This window comes from Paenibacillus sp. FSL H7-0326 (genome assembly GCF_001955535.1).
Taxonomy (GTDB): domain Bacteria; phylum Bacillota; class Bacilli; order Paenibacillales; family Paenibacillaceae; genus Paenibacillus; species Paenibacillus shunpengii.
Genome location: NZ_MPVN01000005.1, coordinates 377,381 through 398,299, shown reverse-complemented (window position 1 = coordinate 398,299; position 20,919 = coordinate 377,381). Strand labels below are relative to the sequence as shown.

Genomic DNA, 20,919 nt, shown 5'->3' with positions numbered 1-20,919 from the left:
CTCTTTAGAGGAGAAGGGGCAAGGGTTTTCTAAAGAACAGATAAGATAGCCTAGATAAATAGAAGCTTAGTTATGGAAGGAAGTGGAGTGGCGTGAAACCTGCGAAGTTGACCTCAGGCCGCAAAAGTTTAGTCAGTCACAATCGCACGAATTTAGCGGGCTGGTTCTTTATATTGATACCGGTTCTGGCAATCAGTATTTTCTATTTCTATCCGATGATTCAGGCGTTGATCCTGTCGTTTAAATCCGGCCGGGGAATGAATCTGGATTTTGTCGGATTCGACAACTACATCCGGTTGTTCAGTGATGCTAACTTCATTACAGCGGTAAAAAATACGTTTATTTACTTGATTATTCAGGTTCCAGTCATGCTCGTACTGGCGATCTTTATCGCCGTCTTGTTGAATGATGAGAATTTGAAATTCAAAGGTTTTTTCAGAACAGCAATCTTCCTGCCGACAGTAACTTCTCTCGTTGCTTACTCGGTTGTATTTAAATACATGTTTGGTGCAGACGGGATCGTCAACAAGATGCTGATGAACTTCCATCTGATCTCTGAGCCGATTCAATGGATTACAGACCCGTTTTGGGCAAAGGTAACGATTATTATCGCCATTACATGGCGCTTTACAGGCTATAACATGATCTTTTACTTATCTTCCCTGCAAAACATCGACAAATCCGTGTATGAGGCTGCGCGAATTGATGGGGCGAATGCGTTCACCCAGTTCTTCAAAATTACGATTCCGCTGCTCAAACCGATGATCCTGTTCACAGGGATTACCTCTACGATTGGTACACTTCAATTGTTTGATGAGGTCGTCAATATCACGAAGGGCGGACCGGGTAACTCGACCATGTCCATCTCGCAATATATTTATAACCTATCCTTTGAATACACGCCGGACTTCGGCTATGCAGCAACAGTATCCTACTCCATCGTGGTTATGGTTGTACTGCTTACTATCATTCAGAACAAGATTGGAGGCGATAAAAAATGATCAAGCCGAAACGCTTTTTTACGTACCTGTTCCTTATTATCGCCACCCTCGTTTCTATCTTCCCGTTCATATGGATGATCGTAAGCGCAACGAACCAGTCCGTGGATGTTACGAAGGGAACATTGCTGCCGGGGTCCCATCTTATAGAGAACGTTACGAACTTATTCAACAGCGTAGATATGTGGCAGGCGCTCTGGAATTCGGCCAAAATCTCCATCATCACAACCATTCTGTCCTTGCTCGTTGCATCGGCAGCCGGTTATGGATTTGAGGTTTACCGCAGCAAAGCCAAGGATGTCGTATTTAACATCCTGCTTGCGTCCATGATGATTCCGTTTGCCGCAATAATGGTGCCTTTGTATCAAATGTTTGCGAAGGTATCCAACGTAGCACCATTCTTCGGTATCGACTCAGCGGCAGCTGTTATCCTGCCAACCTTTACAACGGCGTTCCTGATCTTCTTCTTCCGTCAGAGCACGAAGATGTTTCCGAAGGATCTGCTCGAAGCAGGGCGTATGGATGGATTAACAGAGCTTGGATTGTTCTTCCGAGTGTATATGCCGACGATGAAATCCACGTATGCAGCAGCAGCGATCATTACGTTCCTGAACAGCTGGAACAACTACCTGTGGCCGCTCATCGTGCTTCAATCACCGGAAAATATGACAGTGCCGCTACTGATCTCGAATCTCGGATCGGGGTATGCTCCGGACTACGGCTTGATCATGTCCGCAATTGTTATTACAACATTGCCGACGGCCATCGTATTCTTCTTGATGCAAAAGCATTTTGTTGCAGGAATGACGGGGTCCGTTAAATAATTATTAAATGAGGATTATCATATATCCCTTATGCAAGGATGAAACGGAAGAAGGACTGTCTGCATACTCGAAGAGTACAATCTTGGAATATCAGCAGTCCTCTTCATTTTATGACAGGAGGAATCATACGAATGACGCATCAACAGAAACCGAGCCTTGCCTGGCTGTCTGACGTAAACGTATTTTCGGTGAATCGGGTGCCGGCTCACTCCGATCACTATTATTATGAAACGCTGGAGGAAGCGAAGCAGCGCTTGGAGATGCCGCTCCGCCATAGCCTGAACGGCAGCTGGAAATTTAGCTATGCTGTCAATCCGGCACAGCGACAGGCTGATTTTTATAAGACCGAAGTCTCTGTAAGAGGCTGGGATGCTATTGAGGTGCCAGGACATATCCAGCTGCAGGGATACGGGAAGCCCCAATATGTCAATACGATGTATCCGTGGGATGGACATGAGCATCTTCGTCCGCCGATGATCTCGGAGGAGCATAATCCGGTGGGAAGCTATGTGAAATATTTTGAAGTGCCTAAGGAGTGGGGAAAGCGCCCTGTATTTATCTCTTTTCAAGGGGTTGAATCCGCTTTCTATGTGTGGCTGAACGGTGAATTTGTCGGTTACAGTGAAGACAGCTTCACTCCCAGTGAATTTGATCTGACGCCTTATCTTACGGACGGAGAGAACAAGCTTGCGGTTGAAGTGTATCAGCGCAGTACAGGCAGCTGGCTGGAGGATCAGGACTTCTGGCGCTTCTCGGGTATTTTCCGGGATGTGTACTTGTACGCTGTACCAGAGGTTCATGTTCAGGACCTGTTTGTTCATACGGATCTGGATGAGCGTTATGAGCAGGGAACGCTAACCGTCGATGTGAAGCTAAGCGGAGCTCCCGCATCCAAGGTAGCCGTAGAGCTGAAGAATGAAGCAGGTCAGGTTACGGCTCTCGGCGATGTGAGTTCACCGGGGCAATCCTTAAGCCTGACGCTGAATGCAGGCATGGTTGAGCTATGGAGTGCAGAGGCACCGAATCTCTATACGATGTACATCTCGGTCTATGATGCGACAGGTGAGCTGGTGGAAGTTGTACCTCAGCGTGTCGGCTTCCGCAAGTTCGAGATGAAGGATAAAGTGATGCATCTGAATGGCAAACGTATTGTATTCAAGGGCGTAAACCGTCACGAATTCAATCCGCACAGAGGACGCAGCATTACGAAGGAAGATATGCTCTGGGATATTAAGACGCTGAAGCAGGGGAATATGAACGCCGTCCGTACTTCTCATTATCCGAATGCGTCGCTATGGTACGAGCTGTGTGATGAATATGGTGTGTACGTTATTGATGAAATGAATCTGGAGACGCATGGCTCGTGGCAGAAGATGGGTGCAGTTGAGCCGTCCTGGAACGTTCCGGGCAATCTTCCGGAGTGGCAGGATATCGTTATGGATCGGGCCGTGTCGATGGTAGAGCGGGACAAGAATCATCCGTCCATCCTGATCTGGTCGTGCGGCAACGAATCTTATGCAGGCGAAGTTATCGTTAACGTCTCGAATTATTTCCGCGACCGCGATCCTTCACGTCTCGTTCATTACGAGGGTGTATTCCACAATCGGGATTATGATGCAGCGAGTGATATGGAGAGCCGGATGTATGCGAAAGTGGCGGATATCGAAGAGTACTTGAATGCCGATCCGCAGAAGCCGTATATCAGCTGTGAATATATGCATGCGATGGGGAACTCCGTTGGCGGCATTGTAAAATACACCGAGCTGGAAGAGAAGTACCCGATGTACCAAGGCGGATTTATCTGGGATTACATGGATCAGGTCATTGTAAAGAAAGACCGCTACGGCAAGGAATTCATGGCATACGGTGGTGACTTCGATGACCGTTCAACCGACTATAACTTCTCGGGTAACGGGATTGTCTATGCGGATCGCAGATGGTCGCCGAAGATGCAGGAAGTGAAATTCGTGTATCAGAACGTGAAGCTGCTGCCGGACGCGAAGGGTGTCACGGTAAAGAACGAGAATCTGTTTGTGAACACAGATCAGTTTGACCTCGTATGCAGCTTGAAGCGGGAAGGCGTGGAGCTGTTCCGCAGTGAAGAGAGCGTATCCGTTGCTCCTGGCGAAGAGCAATATATAAGTCTTGATCTGCCGGAGCATACAGAAGCAGGGGAATATACGGTAGATGTATCGCTTGTGCTGAGAGAAGAAGAGCTGTGGGCAGAAGCAGGCTTTGAAGTGGCTTTTGGACAGCATATCTTCCAAGTCGAAGCAGCCGAAGCAGCTCCATCTCCTGCTGCTTGCAGTGAATTCCGTGTAGTTGAAGGTGACGTGAACATTGGTGTGCATGGCCGAAGCTTCTCGATCATGTTCTCGAAGCAAGCAGGTACGCTGATCTCTGTGAATTATGGAGGACGCGAGATGATCTCCGCACCGCCAGCGCCGCTCTTCTGGAGAGCGATGACAGATAATGACAAGGGAGCAGGTCTCCACTTCGAATCTTCTGCCTGGTATGCAGCTAGTCTCTCCCGCAGATGCGTGAAGTGGGAGCTGAGCGAGGAAGCGAATCAGGCGACTGTAGCCTATACGTATAGACTCAGTGTATCGGATGAAGTCAGCGTCAAGGTTGCATACACCGTATTTGCAGATGGCAGTATCAAAGTGAAATCGGATTATAAAGGAGCAGCTGGCCTGCCTAAATTCCCGATCTTCGCATTGTCCTTCAAAGTGCCAGCCGACTATGCGAATCTGGACTATTATGCTCAGGGGCCAGAGGAGAATTACATTGACCGTGCTTATGGAGCAAGACTTGGACGCTTCCAGAACAGAGCCGAAGATAATGTAGCTGCCTATTTGGTACCGCAGGAGTCCGGTAACCGCACGGGTGTAAGACGTGTAGCGATTACGAATGAGCTCGGACAAGGAATCGAGATCACGGCTCCGAATACGCAGCCGGTGGAGGCGAACATTTCGCCATACACTGCATTCGAGCTGGAGAATGCGACGCATCATTACGAGCTGCCGAATGTGCATCATACAGTCGTGACCATTGCGGGACGCCAGATGGGTGTCGGCGGTGATGACAGCTGGGGTGCGCCAGTGCTGGATGAGTATCTGATCGATCCTGCGCAGGATCTGTCCTTTGAATTTACGATTCGAAAAAGATAGATAAGAAATAAACGCAAGAAGGAGCCCTCCACCTCAGGAGGGCTCCTATTTTTTACTCCTCAAAAGAAAGATTAGTCGGTTCGTCACTCATTGCGTAGTCAAGCTTTAGACTCGTGGTTGGCACACTGAGATCGACTTCCTCAAATTGAAAACCGTCGACCCATACTTTCCCTTCACCCATAAGCAGGACTCCGAACGAGATGGTGCCGCTCTCCTCAGGGACATCGAGTACGATCGCATAATGATTCCAGTGTGTATCTCCCGTAATGCGGCGGTCATTCATATTGTCGAATTGGAGCACATCCTCTGAGTGGCTGTCCACACGCATCCACAGCCCGCAGTATTCTTTTACATTTTCGGTTTTGACAAATCCGGAGAAGCGCATTCGTTTCCCTTTGTATTTGTCTGCCTTGAATTGCTGCATCATCGTAGCGAAGGCGCCGTCATCCATGGGAGTCTGGGCTTTTAGATAACCAGAGGTGCTTCCTTGGTGTACCGTATTCCGGTCGATGCCCATTTCATAGTCCTGGGGGTGACTCCCGCTAATAAACCAGCCCTTAATCGGTGAAGCGATCTGTTCCTTCATTGGATTCTCTCCTTGTTCACGGTTATAGGTGTGAAGCATAAATAATTTGCGATAACGGCCAGGCGGCATACCGTAGAGCTTCTTAAAAGCCCTTGTAAATGACTCCTGGCTCTCAAAATGACAGTGCAATGAAATATCGATAATGGAGGCATCGGAGTATAGCAGCAGCTGGGCTGCGTAACACAGCCGTCTTCTTCGTAAATAATCGGCGACGTTCATCCCAACCTGTCTCCGAAACATACGGTGAAAGTGATAGGGGGAGAAGCCAACATGAGAAGCGATGCTCTCAAGTGACAGTGGATCCTCCAAATGAGCTTCCATATAGTCGAAGCTCTGTTGAATGGTGTGCTGGGTACTCAAGGTCAGGCCCTCCTTTGTCTATAAGGATAGCAAAACAAAAAGGAGCGTTTTTGATTTTTTTTGCCAACTTGAATAACCTCCCCGAGTTCTGCGATCAGGAAGGCTGGTTTGTTAGATTATGGCTTTACAGGGAATTAAGCGGCTTTAGGTGAAATGAATTGCTGATCATGGCAAGATTCCTCTTGTTTTCACGTTCTTCTGGATCGTAAATTGTAACTTTCTTAATTAGTCTGTAAGTGAGATTGTACTCTTCAGAGTGATTCGCAATGATATAGGTCACCCTTTCTCCGCGCAAGTATTCACTCTTTTCAGTGCTTAGAGACAGTTGTTCCGCTTGTTGTGGCTCAGACGCCTTATGCATGGATACCTTCCCCAAAGTTATGTTTGATTCGTAGTAGGTATCGATCAGGCCAGTGATTTTTTCAGCTAATCGTGTCAGATCCTGATGTGTCTTATCACATCCATTCCATTCGTGATGATAAGTTTCATCCCTGAATTTTACGATAAGGCTGTAGCTCTCAAATGGTGTCTTGGTGCAAGTTGTAGTTCCCTCGTTGCTCGCGGAAAATGCCCCATGCTTGACCATTTCTTTATAGATTTGCGTTCGGGTCTTTATATTCAGATGAACATCACTCGCTGTAACAGACTCTCCGTTCTCTAAATTGGCTGTAATCTGCTTCTTCTCTGTATCGATCACATTTCCTTGATTCAGGCCATATTCCAGCCGAAAGTCCAGTGATTCCAAATGGCCCAGCTGGTAATCAAGCTGGATGATGGGTTCACTTAAATTTCCGTTATCACACAGCGAGAGGGAATAGACTAAGGATCCGTTTGTATCTGTTTTTTGCAGGGCATTACAGCTGAATGTACTGATTTCGTTTGAACCGTAGGTATCCTGGGTTGGATCATAGACCACCTGAATTGTACCGTCTTCCATATGTGTAATGGTGCGATATATCGGATCTCCCTCAATTGTGTAGGATACGATTTTTTGAGAAATGCGTTCTTTATTCAAAAATTCATCAAGGTAATACAGCCCTGTAACTTGTCCGTGCAGGTTGATGACTTCCGGATCGGCAGGTGATTCCTTCGGTGTCTGAATCTCAGGCTGAGGTGGTTCCAGCTCAGCATTCGTAGTACAGCCGGATACGGTAAGCATCAGCAGTATAAAGAGCAGTCGTGTTTGTTTTCTCAAATTAAAGACCCCATTTCATTGAATTGCTTATCAGGATACTTAAAATTGGACTCTGTCATATGAAAAAAAGTTCCATAAAATTAAAGAACAGCTGATCCTTATGGTGGATGAGCTGTTCTTTGAGTAGGTTACGGTAGATGATCTGATTTATGTATAAATCTGGGTTTTTAATTGTCCTTTTATGCTATAATTTGCTAGTACAGTATACGGCTAGAAGGGCGGTCGGCTAGTCTCCCAGAAGGGAGGTGATGCCCGTGGAGGTTAAAGATGCACTTTCCTTAATGTTCATGTTTGGTATGTTCATTTTGGCGCTTCTTTCCTACATGAAAAAATAGACCGCCCTCGGCAGGGTAACGGTCTATTCTCGACCTAACTGTGTGGCCGACTGCTCTTTATGCAGTTATTGTACAGTGGAGTCGTGTTCCAGCACGGCTCCTTACTTATTCTTACCACAGTATAACTCATTTTATAACCCTTTTGTAGGTCTTAATTCATTGACGATATCAATTAAAAAATGTAAACGAATACATACTATCCTATGCAAAGGTGGTAAGGATCGATATGAAGAATGTTGAACTGACAGGCGACAGGCCTCCATACTTGAACGTTGACAGCAGCCAGATCAGAGAGGCTTTGGTCCACAGCAACAAACAGCCGGCCTCCCTGCTAGGGACAGCAGATTGGAAGGCACAGCTGCAGGAGACGACAGATAGGCCTGAATTCAGTCTGTACTGGCAGCAGATTGCCGAAACGGCACGGGTCGCCATGCAGGAGCCGCTGCCTCCGCTCACCTATTCTAACTTCCGCCAGTTTGCAGAGACAGGCGCGCGTAAAGGCTATGAGGACGTATACTTTGAACGCAGAGCAAGGCTTGCGGCTCTAGGAATTCAGGCAGCTGTAGCAGCGAACAGCGATGAAGAGCGGGCATATCTAGCTGCTCTGGAGGATGCTCTCTGGGATGTCTGCGGAGAGTACACCTGGTGCTTGACTGCCCACCTTCCGGCAGAGAGCGATCCGGTGTCAGAGGTGGATCTGTTTGCTGCCGAGACGGCGGAGACACTCGCTGAGCTGTTATATATGTATGAAGATGTATTGGATCGCCGGATAGCAGAGCGCATCAGAAGAGAAGTACGGCAGCGGGTACTTGAACCGGTGTTCATACAGAATAAGCCCTTCTTCTGGAGGCGGGCCGATCACAACTGGTCGGCTGTATGTGCAGGAGGGAGCGGGATGGCTGCACTCTTACTCATGGATGATGCAGACGAGCTTGCAGCTGCCATTGAGCAGGTCTGTGCATCGCTTGAATCCTTTCTTAGCGGCTATGGAGCAGATGGGGGATGTGCGGAGGGACTGGGATATTGGGTGTACGGCTTTGGGTACTACACTTATTTTTCGGAAATGCTGAGAGAGCGGACGAATGGCGGGCTGGATTTGCTGGCATCAGCCCACCCCCGCAATATAGCCGGTTTCCCAGAGCGAATTCACCTGTCTCAAGGTGTGTATGTCAATTTCTCCGATAGTGGTGAGAAGGAGGTGCTCCCCGCAGGTCTCCTTCATCGTCTAATGGAGCGGACTGGATCGCGAGTCGTTCCTTATGACGCTGTACCGGGATTGCTAAGTGATCCCGTGAGGCGATGGGCGCATGTGCTGCGAAATGGACTGTGGACAGCTGGAGAAGAGGCCCAGGTCGTGGAACTCTCGATGAAGGTGGAGGAGCATAATTCCTCTCATTCGAATGTCAGTGTATTCAACGAACTCGGATGGTGGATCTGCCGCGCTGAGCGATCGGGAGCGAATCAGAATGAGCATGAGCATAAGCATAAGCATGAGCATGAGAAGAGACCTCTAGCCTATGGATTTGCCATCAAAGGCGGGCATAACGGAGAGCCGCATAATCATAATGATCTGGGTCAATTTATAATGCATGGAGGCGGAGAGAATATCCTGTGTGACCTTGGTGCAGGGATGTATACTCAGGCATACTTTCAAGCAGGAAGAGAGCAGATCATTAACATATCGTCCGGCGGGCACAATGTTCCTGTCATTAACAGGGTTATGCAAGGAAGCGGTAATGAATATCGCGCCAGAACCATCATGCAGAGAACGAATGAGCTCGGGCTTGAGGTAGAGCTGGATTTGACAGAGGCCTATCCCGATGCAGGGCTTGCTCGCTATACCCGTTATGCCCAGTGGATTTGTCCTCCTGCCGAGGACACGGTCACGATAGAGCTGACAGATCGGTTCATCTGGAGTGGCGAGGAGAAGTATTTTGAGGAACGGCTGATCAGCCGCTTTAAGCCGGTAATTGTGGAAAAAGGAACAGTGTATTGGTATGGGACGCTGGCCGTGCTTCAGTTAAGCTATGATCCGGAGCTGCTGGAGGTGTCCATGTACTCTACTGATCATGTGGATCATGATGGACATCCGTTTACTTTTTATACGACCTGCCTTGCACATAGGAATGCTCCATCTGCAGAGCTTGAAACACATTGCAGGCTGGAATTTGAAATGCGGGCAGGAGAGCATGACCTCCAATAAATAATGAAGAACTGCATAATTAAATAAAATCAAAAAAGGCTGCAGAGAAACCTATGCTCTCGCAGCCTTTTTCAGCGGCCAATGATCTTGTGTACTATTGAATCGTATCCTGTGGAACAATTCCGCTGTTGAAATAAATGGACAGCACCACGATGCTGATGATGACAGCGGCGCCCACGGTCCAGAACACTAACTTTTGTAGCATAATAAACTCCTTTTACCTATTCATTTGCGTGCGATGGATGAAGATCCTTAATTAATAATGGCATCATTAGCTATTATACACATCAAATGTTAGTAAAAAGAGACAAAATTATAATTTTTTCAAAACAAAAGTGCTCAAGCCTTTCGCAGCAGCAAAAAATCAGCAGAGGATAAGTCCGGATAACGCTGTGGAATGATCTCCTCTACCTTGTACTCCGGGAATGCCGCCAAGTAATCAAATATGTTTCGATCCTGAATGGTTTCTACTCCCGAGGCAGAATGGGCATTCGTGATTCGCGTATAGATGATCACCCAATCGGCCGATACGCTGAGCAGATCTCGAAGCGTGCTGATGTAGTCCTCTTCGTTGGTAATGTGATACAGCACATCCAGACATACAGCAAGGTCGGCTTCTATAAACCCCTGATTGAGAAACGAGCCTGGATTGTATAACATGAAGCTCTTGGAAGGATCGGAAGCGAATCGTTTCGCGCACATCTGAATGGAAGAGGCGGATACGTCCAGCCCGAGATACTTTTTATAGTCCATGTAGCTCAGCTGGTTGCCGTCTCCACAGCCGAATTCAATAACGCGCGTAAGCTTATGCAATGAAATGATTCGATTAATGACCTCTGCCTTGAATTCAGCCAGCATCCCGTACGAACCAGCTCCGGAGTTGCCTCCGTTCTTATAAGTGTTCTCCCAATATCCTATATAGTCAAATGACATATGTACTTCCCTCCTCTCCTGTAACGTATGCGACATATTGCCCCAGGTATGCTTTGTATTGTCGTATTCCATGCTCCAGCCGTCTGCACCTCGCGGCACACTCTTCACATAGGGAGATTGAAGTGACTTCATCACATAAAAAAGACTTATAAAACTAATTAATTGCTCACCACTGACCGACATAAGAGAAGACAATACTTTTATTTATATTTGGGGGGAAATCATGTTAAAGCATAGCTATGCAAAAGTGTTCACGGTATTTATGGCACTGCTCCTGATTCTATCAACGACAGGACTGACTTCCATGAAGAGCGTCTCTGCTGCAGATGCTGAACTAAGCAAACTTGTGCTATCGACGAACACAGTGAATCTGGAAATGGAAGATTCGATTACGCTTACGGCGACAGCCGTATACAGTGATGGTAAGTCGAGCAATGTAACGGTGAATACAGATTGGACAAGTGAAGACAGTACAGTCGCTTCGGTATATAACGGAACGATCACAGCCAAGGGAGAGGGAACAGCGACAATTGTCGCTGCTTATGAAGGAGAATCCCAGGCAGTTGAAGTCAAAGTAACGAAGAAAGTAAAGGCATTGACAAAGGATAAACAGAGTCTGGATCTTCGCATCGGGGACACAGAGGAGATAGAGCTTACAGCCATCTATAGTGACAACACTACGGAAGCGGTATCGAATAAGGCGGAATGGTCGTCCTCGGATGGCAAAGTAGCTACAGTCATTAACGGAAGCATAAGAGGCTTATCTGCGGGTACGGCAACAATTACAGCCAAGCTGGGCAAGCAAAGTGTGTCGCTTGATGTGAATGTAGAAGTTGTAAGACGCATTGAAGTTAAAGATTACGCTAAGTTATCCCTGCTTCTAACAGAAGAGCAGACAGTGGAGCTGATTGCTACCTATCCGGACGGATCAACCAAGGATGTAACCACAGAGGCCGTATGGTCCTCCAGCAACGAGAAGGTAGCAGATGCTTATCAGGGCAAAGTGGTTGCTTACAAGGCTGGAACAGCGACGATTACAGCGGAGTATGGAACCAAGACAACAACGCTGGAAGTAGATGTCGACAAGACACGTAAGCTGACCGTGAACAAGCCGAGTCTGTTTATGAAGATTGGAGATACAGACAATCTGAGCCTGACGGCAGTATATCCAGACGACAAGGAAACGGTTGTTACCAATCATGCGACATGGACATCCAGTAATGAAAAAGTAGTTGATGTCATTAATGGCAAAGTATATGCCAATGCTTCTGGCTCAGCTACAATTACAGCCAAGTACGGAGATCGCAGCATCGAAATTCCGGTAGACGTTGAAGTGGCAAGATATCTGGATATCATGGAAGAAGAACTGGGGATGACGGTAGGCGGCACGCATGCTTTTAAGCTGAATGCAACTTACCTGGATGGTACAACGGAAGAGGTTACAGGCAAGGCAGACTGGACTTCCAGTGAACCAGATATCGTTTATGTGTCTAAAGGTAACGTACATGCTTATAAATCAGGAAAAGCAACGATCAAGGCCTCTTACGGCGGCAAAACCGTCCAAGTTGCAATCAGTGTCGATATCCCGACCAAGGTAGAGCTTCAAAATAAGAAAGGCGCGTTACCTGAAGCGGGTACACTGCAGGCGAACTTGATCGCCACTTATGCGCTTGATGGAGATAATCGTGAGGTTGTCATCAATGAGGAAGCGGAATGGAGCTCCAGCAATGAGAAGGTCGCTGCGGTTTCGTCTGAAGGGCTGATTACAGGCGTTGCAACAGGTAAGGCGAACATTACGGCAAAGTATGACGGTAAGTCGTACACGATGTCTGTAGAAGTAGGCCTGGCAAGCGGCTTGTCCGCCGATGTACCTGTTGTTGCTCTATTGTCCAAAGAAACTTATCAAATCAAGCTGACGGCGTCTGATCAGTATGGAAATGAACAGGATGTAAGTAATGATGCAATATGGAAATCAAGCATCGCTCGCGTTGCCGATGTGAAGAAAGGACTCGTTACGGCATACAGCAAAGGCAAGTCCACGATTACGGCAGAGTACGGCGAGCAGAAGATTACGGTATCGGTAGAAGTGGATGATATCGATCGGATTGAGGCTTCGGTGGAATCTCTGTCCATGAAGTCAGGAGACAAAGCGGAGATTACGCTCACGGTATTCCTGAGCGATGGTTCCTCCCGCGATGTCACTGACATTGCTGAATGGAAGGCAAGCAGCTACAAAGTAGCGTCGGTCAGCAAGGGAGAAGTAACAGCTGTAGGATATGGCAAGACCAAAATCACAGGCAAATACGGAACCAAATCGGTCAGCATTCCGCTCGATGTCGATACACTCAAGTATTTGCAAACCGATGAGGTTGTGCTGGAGCTGAAAAAAGGAAAATCTGCCAGCGTCATCGCTACGGCTACTTATGCAGATGGTACAGAAGCTAATGTGTCCAAGCCTGCCCTCTGGAAATCCTCCCGCATCACTGTTGCTACGGTGAAGGATGGCGTGGTTAAGGCTACAGGTAAAGGTAAAGCGACAATTACCGTTGATTTTGCTGGAGAGAAGACGAAGGTCAGCGTCATTGTTACGGAGTAATTCATAGAATCTGCAATGAAATGAATGGATTATAAAAAAAGAGGCGTCTGCCGGTGATCTGCCCCATAGGGAGCAGGAGACCGGAGCGCCTCTTTTTTATACCTTACATTATATCGTATGAGATATGACCAGTGCACCATATGCAAAAGACGCCAGAATGACAAGCGCAGGGTGAATCTTGGTCTTGGTCAGTACCCATAGCGCGATCGCAGCTATAGCGAGCGTCTGCCACAAGTTGATTACCTCGACAGAGACGACACCCATCTCCCATGTAAGCAGGATCATCAATACAGCAATTACAGGCTGTACGAGCAGTGTCATGCCTTTCACGACATTCGAGGTACGGTATTTATTCAGGAGACTGAGCAGAAGGATCAGGGCTGCCGCTGAAGGGACGACGGTAGCGAAGGTCGCAATAATGAATCCCGGCCAGCTGGCGACTTGATAGCCGACAAATGCTGCTATTTTCGTCGCTATTGGACCCGGCAGGGCATTCCCGATCGCAAGGACGTCACCGAATTGTTCATTCGTCATCCAGTTATAGTGATTAACGATCTCTTCCTGCATGAGCGGAATGGAGGCAGGTCCTCCGCCGTAACCGAGCACATTCGCGACAAAGAAGCCCCAGAATAGTTCCCACCATGTTTGCAAACGTTCCATCGCTTAAGACACTCCTTTATCGTTCTGTTTATTCCGCTTATATTTCTGCACCAGATTCAAATGGAGCATGCCATAGCCGAGGAAGAGGATGACGACAATACCCGGGTGAACCTGAAGCAGCTGAAGCAGGACAAACGCGAGCACGCCGAACAATATCGCGAACCCCTTGCCCAGCCCTTTCCAGGCCTTCGTCGCAAATTCGTAAGCCATAATTCCAAGCATGACGACAATTACAGGACGTACGGCGGCAATCATGCCTGCTATGTATTTAGAGTCTTTCAGGGTATACATGACACCGAGTAGAGCGACAATCGCGATGCTTGAAGGTAAAATATGAGCGAGTACAGAGATAATAGCGCCAAGCACGCCCTTCTTCTTGTATCCAAGATACGCTGCCATCTTGGTGGCAATTGGACCGGGAAGTGCATTCGCGAGCGCGAGTGTTTCCCCGAATTCTTCATCTTCCATCCACTTGTATCTGGTCACTGCTTCATAGCGAATGAGCGGAATAACGGACGGGCCGCCTCCATAGCCAAGCACGCCTGTTCTGGCCATCCCAATCGCAAGTTCCTTGTAAGGCTGTAAGTCCATCGTAGGTGTTCCCTCCTATAAGCGCATGCCCATGCGGCTCTTGTAGCGTTTGAGCAGCAGCTGGGATTCGACTTTGACGATCCCGGGCATTTTGTATAATTTCTCAAGCAGAAATTGCTCCATCTCTTCCATATCCGCAAAAATACCATGCATGTGCAGCGTGCTCGGACCTGTCATATGGTACAAGCTTGTTACAGCAGGCTCTTGATCGAGCCGCTCAGCTACTTCATCTAAATACATGGGCTCAATGTCCACATTAAAGAAGGCGGACACGGACAACCCCACCTTGACCGGATTAATGACAACTGTAAAGCGTTCAATAATCTCCTTCTCAGCGAGTGCGTTAATTCGAGCTTGGACGGCTACGCGCGATAGTCCGATCTGCTGCCCTAGATCCGTATAGGAAATCCGGCTGTTCTGATGCAGTGCAATTAATATTTTGCGATCTATCTCATCGAGACTGTGCATATGCGGAATCTCTGTTGAGTTCTTTTTTACATAAAATTCCTCACTCACTTCAAAAAACCACCTTTCTTACATGATGTAAGCTGAAAGCACATTATTTCATTCCAAAACCATCTTTATGTAACTCACATTGCCTATTTAAAAACTTTTCGAAAGATAAGTCAATAATTTTTATTCGAAATGTTCATTTTATATTCCTGTTGCTTTCAAAACGTTGTTGACTACTATGAAAAGGTCATGATATTCTTTCAACATGTTAGTTTAAGTGACACTTGTATCTCGACTTCATTATTATTGTTTGCATTTTTTTAATGATAAGGAGGTTTTAGCTCGAAAATTAGCCCATTTATATATTTTTGTGTCATTAAAATTTACATACTATATTAGGGAGTGATTTGTGATGAAATCCTTGAAGACAAGTAATCCTGTGGTACTTATCATTTTGTTTGCATTAGGCTGGACTTTTATGTACGCAGATCGCAATATTTTATCTCCGGTCATGGGTGTCATTGGGGAGGATTGGGGATTAAATAACACAGAGCTGGGTCTAATGTCGACGGTGTTTTTTATTACTTATGCTGCAATGCAGATTCCTTCGGGCTATTTGGCAGACCGCTTCGGTAGAGTGAAGGTGCTTGTAGCCGGCTACATCCTGTTTGGAATTGGTACCATTCTCAGTGGATTTGCTCCCGGCTTTATTGTATTCCTCGTTATACGCGCAATTACCGGACTTGGAGAAGGAACCTATTACGGTCCCCAGTACGGTATATCAGCTAATGCGATCCCCAAGAAGTATCGGGGCGTATCCTCGGCACTGATTAACAGCGGCATGGCACTCGGCATCTCCCTTGGCTTTATCGCCTCCAGTTATTTTACCTTCGAGCTCGGCATGAGCTGGCAGTTCACTTTTTATCTATTCGGAGTGCTGACGATTCTCGTGGCCATTGCGATTGCTGTATTCGTCAAAGACGACCGCAGCAAAGAAGTGGTTCAATCGGAAACCGCAGCACCGGCAGAGAAGGGGAATATCCGCGATCTTTTCACTAGAAATCACATTCTAACGTATGTTCTCATCTTCTGCTCACTCTACGGCTTCTTCGGAATGATGACCTGGCTGCCATTCTATCTGCAGGAGTCACGTGGTCTTGAGGGCTCCGAGACAGGTATCATTGCCTCGCTGGTTCCGTGGGCCTCGATTCCGGGAGCGATCTTGTTCGGTTATTTGTCCGATCGGGCGAAGAACAAGAAGCCGCTTATTCTTATCCTCGTATTCTTCGGTGCAATATGCCAATTTGTCATTCCTTATGTTGAAAATTATTCGCTCATGATTGTTGGACTAATCATCTATGGTTTCGTAGGCAAGCTGGCTTTGGATCCGATTCTGATCTCTTTTGTAGCAGATAACACGAAGTCTCATATGTATTCTAAAGCTTACAGCTTCTTTAACTTTGCAGGCATGCTCTCCTCGATCTTTGCGCCGTATATTACAGGCTACTTGTCAGACGTTACAGGGAACATTGAGGTAGGATTCTATCTATCCGGCGTTCTTCTGCTCATCGGAGGGGTGCTGTTCTTGTTCGTCAAAGGGGACGCAGGCGTGAAGAATAAGGTAGCTGCTCCTCAAATTGCGGCAACCAAATAAGTGAGTGTATGGCTCCTAACCAATTAAATCAGATAACAAGCTGACAGAGAGAGGGAAGGTGAGAACAGAAGAGAAGGAGGTCTTAACACATATAAGGACATAAGGATGTATGAGGATGCAAGGTTGTATAAGGATACAAGGATGTATGTGGATGCAGAAAGACATGCTGCGAGCAGCATGTCTTTCATTTGTTCTATTTATTCGGGAAGGACAACGTAATCCTCGTGCCTTCGCCAATACTCGTTTCAATCGATAGGGTTCCGCCCGCGCTTCGTGCGCGCTCCTCCATACTGAACATACCGACGCCGGCTCCAGGGATTTCTCGATTGAAGCCCTCGCCCTGATCAGCAATGACAATCGTCAGCCCATGAGCGCTGTCATTAATACTGACACTGGCTTCGGATGCATCGGCATGCTTCGCCGTATTGGTGAGCGCCTCCTGAATGATCCGATAGACAGCGATTTCCTGATGATGGGGCAGACGACGGTGCAGACTGCATTCGAAGGTAACTTCGATCCCGTAGTAATTACGATAATTCTCAATATAAGAACGGATGGCAGGAACGACACCGAGATCATCGAGCACAGAGGGGCGAAGCTGCCAGGCAAGTCCTCGAACCTCTTCAATAATGGAAGTGACTTGATCCCGCAGAGGCCCGAGGTCATTCGGCCCTTCGCTCTGACTCGAAGCAAGCTGATCAATCTGGATGACGAGGGAGTAGAGGCTCTGCCCGAGACCGTCATGAAGCTCTCGTGAGAAGCGTTTGCGTTCTTCCTCCTGGATGCTGATCACTTTGCTCATCATAGATTGCAGCTCGGCTTCAACCTCCTTGAGCTTGGTAACCTCATTTCGCACAGCGAGGTAATGCTTGGGTCTTCCTTGTTCATTCAAGATCGGGACAATCGTTGTGTTCACCCAGTAAATGCTGCCATCCTTCGCAATGTTCCGTAGCTCGCCATGCCATACTTTACCTTGACCGATGGTCCGCCACATGTCCTTCATAAATTCCTTGCTGTGATATTTTGAGTTGATAATCCGGTGGTCCTGACCGATCAGCTCTCCTCTGGAAAATTTGGACACTTCGCAAAATTTATCGTTGACATACAGAATCGTTCCCCTCTGGTCGGTCAGGGCAACGATTGAAGACTCGTCGAGCGCGAGCTTCAGGTCACTGAGCTCGCGAAGCGCGCTTTTCAGCTCTGTTTTGACAGTGAGTTCCTCGATATGCCGATCCACTTCGGTCAGTAATGTATCAACTGAATAGCTGCCAAACGGGGTGGTAAAGCTCTGCTGCTGATCAGTCATAAGAGAGCAGTCCCTTCTTCATGGCGAGCTTGACCAGCTCTGGCCGGCTCTTCAAGCCAAGCTTATCCATTAGGTTGCTCTTGTGAGATTCGACCGTCTTCACGCTGATGACGAGATGCTCGGCAATTTCTTTATTGGAGTAGCCCTTGGCAATCCAGGCCATAATTTCTTTTTCCCGCTCAGATAGAGATTCGAACGGTCCGTCTGTATCTCCCCGGCGTAACATTTCAGAGTATTCCTGCATCAGCTTCTTCGTTGCACTGGGATATAGATATGCGCTGCCTTCCGCAACAGAACGAATAGCGGTGATCAGCTCCTCATACGGTGCACTCTTCAAAATATATCCGGATGCGCCTGCCTGAATGGCGCGAAACAAATATTCTTCATCATCATGCATGGTAAGAATAAGGACGTGGACATCGGGCATTTTCTTCTTCAGCTCTGTTGTTGCGGTGAGACCATCCTTACCTGGAGGCATGCTGAAGTCCATGAGCACGACATCAGGCCTCAGCTCCTCTGTCTTGGTAATGGCTTCATCACCGTCTGCAGCATCGCCGATCACTTCGATATCATGTTTGCCGTTCAGCAGTGCGCTGAGTCCGGAACGAACGACGACGTGGTCATCTACAATCACGATCCTAATCAATAGACTCTCCTCCGTTTTCCTGACAGTGTCATCTAACTACCATTCTACTACACACAGGAAAACGCTGCACAGACGAATCCATATCAACATGCTCTTATATACAGAGGTGTGTGAATGATTAGGGAGATACAGGATAAAACGCGTTTACAGATTGAGAAATAACATTGGCTTCATTCTGTGCTCGTTTAATATCGGTGTCGGTAAAAGTGTAGTTAGAACGATGGCCGGTAATGATCAGACCGACAGGTAGTTTGTAATGCAGGATCGGTACGGCGATGATGCTCTTCAGCCGCTCAGCGAGCAGGAGGGGGCAGGTCTGGCGGAGCCCGGACAGGTCCAGACTAGATCCATCAATTATATATTTACGCCCATACTTAAATACATGCTGGGCTATTCCTTGGCTTGGGCGGAAGGCCAGCTTGCTCGTGCGTTCGCTGCGGCGGCCTATGCTTGAAATGACCCTAAGCTTGCCCCCAGGCTCTGTGAGAAGCACGATCGCAGTAAAGTCGGAGGTTAAATTTTGATGCAAACGGTTTAAAGCCTCTTCGTCCAATAGGGTTAAGCGGTGCATGGGTCATCACATCCTTTTTTTTTGTTTTTTTCACATCTATACGAATTAACTTGACTATTCTAATGATGAACGAAGTGGATTCATACATTAATCATTACCGTAAATGTATACGGCGGCAGTGAAAAACTTCACTTAGAGAAATAATGGATGAATTTAGGGGGAATTCACTTCAAAAATCAGGTGTTTCCCTGATCACAGCCCGGTCCCGCACACGGTACAATAGAATCAAAGAGCGAGTGGAGGCGGATGGAGATGACAATCGTACTTAATCAAAGGAGACGTGTGGCGACGGTGAGTGGTATTGGCGGAACGGACATTCAAGGAGAGGCGTTGGTTAAAGAAGCCCTTCTAAGCATCATGCAGCCCAAGACAATCACAGCCGGAGAAATAATGTATTACGAAGGTGACGATGTAGAAGCGATTTATTATGTCAAATCTGGTCGGATCAAGATGACCAAGATGAGCGAGGGCGGGAAGCAGATCATATTGTCCTTCATGCATGCCGGCGATCTGCTAGGGGAGTTCGGCGGTGTAGACGGTGAAGTCTACGGGCAAGGGGCGGAAGTGGTTGAGAGCGGCGTGGTCGGGGTCATCATGATGAATGATCTGGAGAAGCTCCTTAGTGAGAACGGAAATATAGCGCTGGAGTTCATTCGGTGGATGGGAACGATGCAGCGGATTACGCAGCTTAAGCTGCGCGATTTGCTAATGAACGGCAAGGCGGGAGCGCTGGCATCGATGCTGGTGAGAGCGAGCAACAGTTATGGTAAAGCGACGCCAGAAGGAATTCTAATTATGAAAAAGCTGAACCATGCCGATCTTGCTGAGATGATTGGTGCGACACGTGAGAATGTGACGAAGACGTTGAGCGGATGGAAGGATCAAGGGATCATTGAAGTGACCCAAGGGAAAATACTCATTCGTGAGCTGAAGGAGCTGCATGAAATTTGCGGCTGCCCTTCGAATCATGTGTGTTCTTCGAAAATTTGCAGACTATAAAATAATCGTTGGATAAATGAAATAGACACCCGCCGCTCTGGAATGGGTGTCTTTGAATTGGATAAGAATCGACAGCAGGCTCTCGATTCTATATGTGCGTTAAGTATGAGTTACTTCATATGGGTAGCGGCTTTTGCAGGGTAAGTATAAGACAATTTGCGAATAATTTCCTTCTGCCATTTCTCGTCGCCAATGGACACCGCCAGATTAAGCAGGTCCAGATAATCATCAAGCTGAAGTGTTGTTTTGGTTACCGATGCTTTCATTCTGTCTTAGAGTCCCCTTTATATAAGAAATTTGCAGTTTGTCACGAAGACAACCTACAATAATGATAATCATTATCAATGATTTTATTATGCATGTTTTCTCATCAAATTGCAATTGTTAATCTGTATTTTGTTGAATTATTTTTAATAATCCGTGCCAATGGTCATTTCTTTTTGGGGATCAGAAGGTACGTAATGATGAGGAATGGAATGTAGATTCCAAGATAAGCCGCAGGAATGACGAACAGCGGGTCGAGCAGGATGTGATGAATCTGCGTCGTGAAGGTCATGCCGCTCATATTCGTGTGATAAACAGAGATCAGCAGGCACACCCCTGCAGCATAGAAACAGAACAAGGCAATGAAGTGCAGCACTCTCTGTATCGGCTTGAAGAGCAGAGAAAGGGCACTCAGAATGAAGGGTAGAATAATAAACAGGGCAATAAACAAGGTGTTCACGTCAAGGCAGCCTCCTTTTATTGCAAGTATCGACATCTTCAAGACGATGCATACAAAAGAACCTGGCAATCCTTATGAATAGGATATTCAGGTTCTGTGTGGAAATGAGAAAAAA

The 20,919-nt window shown here is 47.2% G+C and carries 19 protein-coding genes; 8 read left to right on the top strand and 11 right to left on the bottom strand.

What is annotated here, in order from left to right; genetic code table 11:
- The first annotated feature begins 107 nt into the window (after nt 1–107).
- From BK126_RS23250 to lacZ, 3 genes are all read left to right on the top strand, one after another.
- Complete coding sequence (locus BK126_RS23250) at nt 108–1,001, top strand: carbohydrate ABC transporter permease (protein ID WP_076314964.1); 894 nt, start codon at nt 108–110, stop codon at nt 999–1,001.
- Nucleotides 998–1,822: a carbohydrate ABC transporter permease gene (locus BK126_RS23245; RefSeq protein ID WP_177178773.1), complete on the top strand. Its 825-nt coding sequence runs from the start codon at nt 998–1,000 to the stop codon at nt 1,820–1,822. Before BK126_RS23250 ends, BK126_RS23245 begins: the two co-directional genes overlap by 4 nt.
- 131 nt (nt 1,823–1,953) lie before the next feature.
- Nucleotides 1,954–4,992 carry a beta-galactosidase, LacZ type gene (gene lacZ / locus BK126_RS23240; protein ID WP_076314905.1) on the top strand — a complete coding sequence of 1,013 codons (3,039 nt, stop codon included), beginning with the start codon at nt 1,954–1,956 and terminating at the stop codon, nt 4,990–4,992.
- A gap of 52 nt (nt 4,993–5,044) precedes the next feature.
- On the opposite strand, the gene BK126_RS23235 is transcribed toward lacZ, so the two are convergent.
- Both BK126_RS23235 and BK126_RS23230 read right to left on the bottom strand, forming a co-directional pair.
- Entirely contained in the window at nt 5,045–5,938 is an 894-nt protein-coding gene (locus BK126_RS23235) for a helix-turn-helix domain-containing protein (RefSeq protein WP_076314904.1), read from the bottom strand.
- Between the two features lie 124 nt (nt 5,939–6,062).
- The gene (locus BK126_RS23230; protein ID WP_076314903.1) at nt 6,063–7,133 is read right to left on the bottom strand and encodes a DUF4362 domain-containing protein; all 1,071 of its coding nucleotides are present in this window, start codon (nt 7,131–7,133) and stop codon (nt 6,063–6,065) included.
- Nucleotides 7,134–7,387: 254 nt separating this feature from the next.
- On the opposite strand from BK126_RS23230, the gene BK126_RS30150 reads away from it, so the two are divergent.
- Nucleotides 7,388–7,468, top strand: coding sequence for a putative holin-like toxin (locus BK126_RS30150; protein ID WP_305954055.1), 81 nt, complete (start codon nt 7,388–7,390; stop codon nt 7,466–7,468).
- A 226-nt stretch (nt 7,469–7,694) separates the two neighbouring features.
- Entirely contained in the window at nt 7,695–9,671 is a 1,977-nt protein-coding gene (locus tag BK126_RS23225; protein WP_076314902.1) for a heparinase II/III family protein, read from the top strand.
- A gap of 339 nt (nt 9,672–10,010) precedes the next feature.
- Here the strand turns inward: BK126_RS23225 and BK126_RS23220 are convergent, their stop codons facing one another.
- Complete coding sequence (locus BK126_RS23220; RefSeq protein ID WP_076314901.1) at nt 10,011–10,604, bottom strand: class I SAM-dependent methyltransferase; 594 nt, start codon at nt 10,602–10,604, stop codon at nt 10,011–10,013.
- A gap of 223 nt (nt 10,605–10,827) precedes the next feature.
- Between BK126_RS23220 and BK126_RS23215 the strand changes: the two genes are divergently transcribed.
- Nucleotides 10,828–13,200, top strand: coding sequence for an Ig-like domain-containing protein (locus BK126_RS23215; protein ID WP_076314900.1), 2,373 nt, complete (start codon nt 10,828–10,830; stop codon nt 13,198–13,200).
- Nucleotides 13,201–13,308: 108 nt separating this feature from the next.
- On the opposite strand, the gene chrA is transcribed toward BK126_RS23215, so the two are convergent.
- Genes chrA through chrS form a run of 3 tightly spaced genes read right to left on the bottom strand, consistent with a single transcriptional unit; the run spans nt 13,309 to nt 14,967 of the window.
- On the bottom strand, nt 13,309–13,860 hold the full coding sequence (gene chrA / locus BK126_RS23210; protein WP_047912475.1) for a chromate efflux transporter ChrA: 552 nt from the start codon (nt 13,858–13,860) through the stop codon (nt 13,309–13,311).
- A gap of 3 nt (nt 13,861–13,863) precedes the next feature.
- The gene (chrB, locus tag BK126_RS23205) at nt 13,864–14,451 is read right to left on the bottom strand and encodes a chromate efflux transporter ChrB (protein WP_076314899.1); all 588 of its coding nucleotides are present in this window, start codon (nt 14,449–14,451) and stop codon (nt 13,864–13,866) included.
- A 15-nt stretch (nt 14,452–14,466) separates the two neighbouring features.
- Nucleotides 14,467–14,967: a chromate efflux transcriptional regulator ChrS gene (gene chrS, locus BK126_RS23200; protein ID WP_047912473.1), complete on the bottom strand. Its 501-nt coding sequence runs from the start codon at nt 14,965–14,967 to the stop codon at nt 14,467–14,469.
- Nucleotides 14,968–15,325: 358 nt separating this feature from the next.
- Between chrS and BK126_RS23195 the strand changes: the two genes are divergently transcribed.
- On the top strand, nt 15,326–16,558 hold the full coding sequence (locus BK126_RS23195) for an MFS transporter (protein WP_177178780.1): 1,233 nt from the start codon (nt 15,326–15,328) through the stop codon (nt 16,556–16,558).
- Nucleotides 16,559–16,751: 193 nt separating this feature from the next.
- Here BK126_RS23195 and BK126_RS23190 read toward each other — a convergent pair whose 3' ends face one another.
- The 3 genes from BK126_RS23190 to BK126_RS23180 all read right to left on the bottom strand — a co-directional run bounded on the left by BK126_RS23190 (nt 16,752) and on the right by BK126_RS23180 (nt 19,081).
- Nucleotides 16,752–17,864, bottom strand: coding sequence for a PAS domain-containing sensor histidine kinase (locus BK126_RS23190; RefSeq protein WP_076314897.1), 1,113 nt, complete (start codon nt 17,862–17,864; stop codon nt 16,752–16,754).
- Entirely contained in the window at nt 17,857–18,510 is a 654-nt protein-coding gene (locus tag BK126_RS23185; protein ID WP_076314896.1) for a response regulator, read from the bottom strand. The genes BK126_RS23190 and BK126_RS23185 overlap by 8 nt, the downstream gene beginning before the upstream one ends.
- Before the next feature lie 118 nt (nt 18,511–18,628).
- Nucleotides 18,629–19,081 carry a GAF domain-containing protein gene (locus tag BK126_RS23180; RefSeq protein ID WP_076314895.1) on the bottom strand — a complete coding sequence of 151 codons (453 nt, stop codon included), beginning with the start codon at nt 19,079–19,081 and terminating at the stop codon, nt 18,629–18,631.
- Between the two features lie 252 nt (nt 19,082–19,333).
- Here BK126_RS23180 and BK126_RS23175 point away from each other — a divergent pair, with 252 nt between their 5' ends.
- Nucleotides 19,334–20,080, top strand: coding sequence for a Crp/Fnr family transcriptional regulator (locus tag BK126_RS23175; RefSeq protein ID WP_179085590.1), 747 nt, complete (start codon nt 19,334–19,336; stop codon nt 20,078–20,080).
- Between the two features lie 110 nt (nt 20,081–20,190).
- Here the strand turns inward: BK126_RS23175 and BK126_RS29535 are convergent, their stop codons facing one another.
- Together BK126_RS29535 and BK126_RS23170 are read right to left on the bottom strand one after the other, a co-directional pair.
- Entirely contained in the window at nt 20,191–20,346 is a 156-nt protein-coding gene (locus BK126_RS29535; RefSeq protein ID WP_177178771.1) for a hypothetical protein, read from the bottom strand.
- A gap of 164 nt (nt 20,347–20,510) precedes the next feature.
- Nucleotides 20,511–20,804: a hypothetical protein gene (locus BK126_RS23170; RefSeq protein ID WP_083656124.1), complete on the bottom strand. Its 294-nt coding sequence runs from the start codon at nt 20,802–20,804 to the stop codon at nt 20,511–20,513.
- Nucleotides 20,805–20,919: the final 115 nt, after the last annotated feature.

Bases quoted from the DNA above. Each gene is read 5' to 3' on its own strand.
- BK126_RS23245 (WP_177178773.1), top strand. From the start codon at position 998: ATGATCAAGCCGAAACGCTTTTTTACGTACCTGTTCCTTATTATCGCC.
- lacZ (WP_076314905.1), top strand. From the start codon at position 1,954: ATGACGCATCAACAGAAACCGAGCCTTGCCTGGCTGTCTGACGTAAAC.
- BK126_RS23225 (WP_076314902.1), top strand. From the start codon at position 7,695: ATGAAGAATGTTGAACTGACAGGCGACAGGCCTCCATACTTGAACGTT.
- BK126_RS23220 (WP_076314901.1), bottom strand. From the start codon at position 10,604: ATGTCATTTGACTATATAGGATATTGGGAGAACACTTATAAGAACGGA.
- BK126_RS23215 (WP_076314900.1), top strand. From the start codon at position 10,828: ATGTTAAAGCATAGCTATGCAAAAGTGTTCACGGTATTTATGGCACTG.
- chrA (WP_047912475.1), bottom strand. From the start codon at position 13,860: ATGGAACGTTTGCAAACATGGTGGGAACTATTCTGGGGCTTCTTTGTC.
- chrB (WP_076314899.1), bottom strand. From the start codon at position 14,451: ATGGACTTACAGCCTTACAAGGAACTTGCGATTGGGATGGCCAGAACA.
- BK126_RS23190 (WP_076314897.1), bottom strand. From the start codon at position 17,864: ATGACTGATCAGCAGCAGAGCTTTACCACCCCGTTTGGCAGCTATTCA.
- BK126_RS23180 (WP_076314895.1), bottom strand. From the start codon at position 19,081: ATGCACCGCTTAACCCTATTGGACGAAGAGGCTTTAAACCGTTTGCAT.
- BK126_RS23175 (WP_179085590.1), top strand. From the start codon at position 19,334: ATGACAATCGTACTTAATCAAAGGAGACGTGTGGCGACGGTGAGTGGT.
- BK126_RS29535 (WP_177178771.1), bottom strand. From the start codon at position 20,346: ATGAAAGCATCGGTAACCAAAACAACACTTCAGCTTGATGATTATCTG.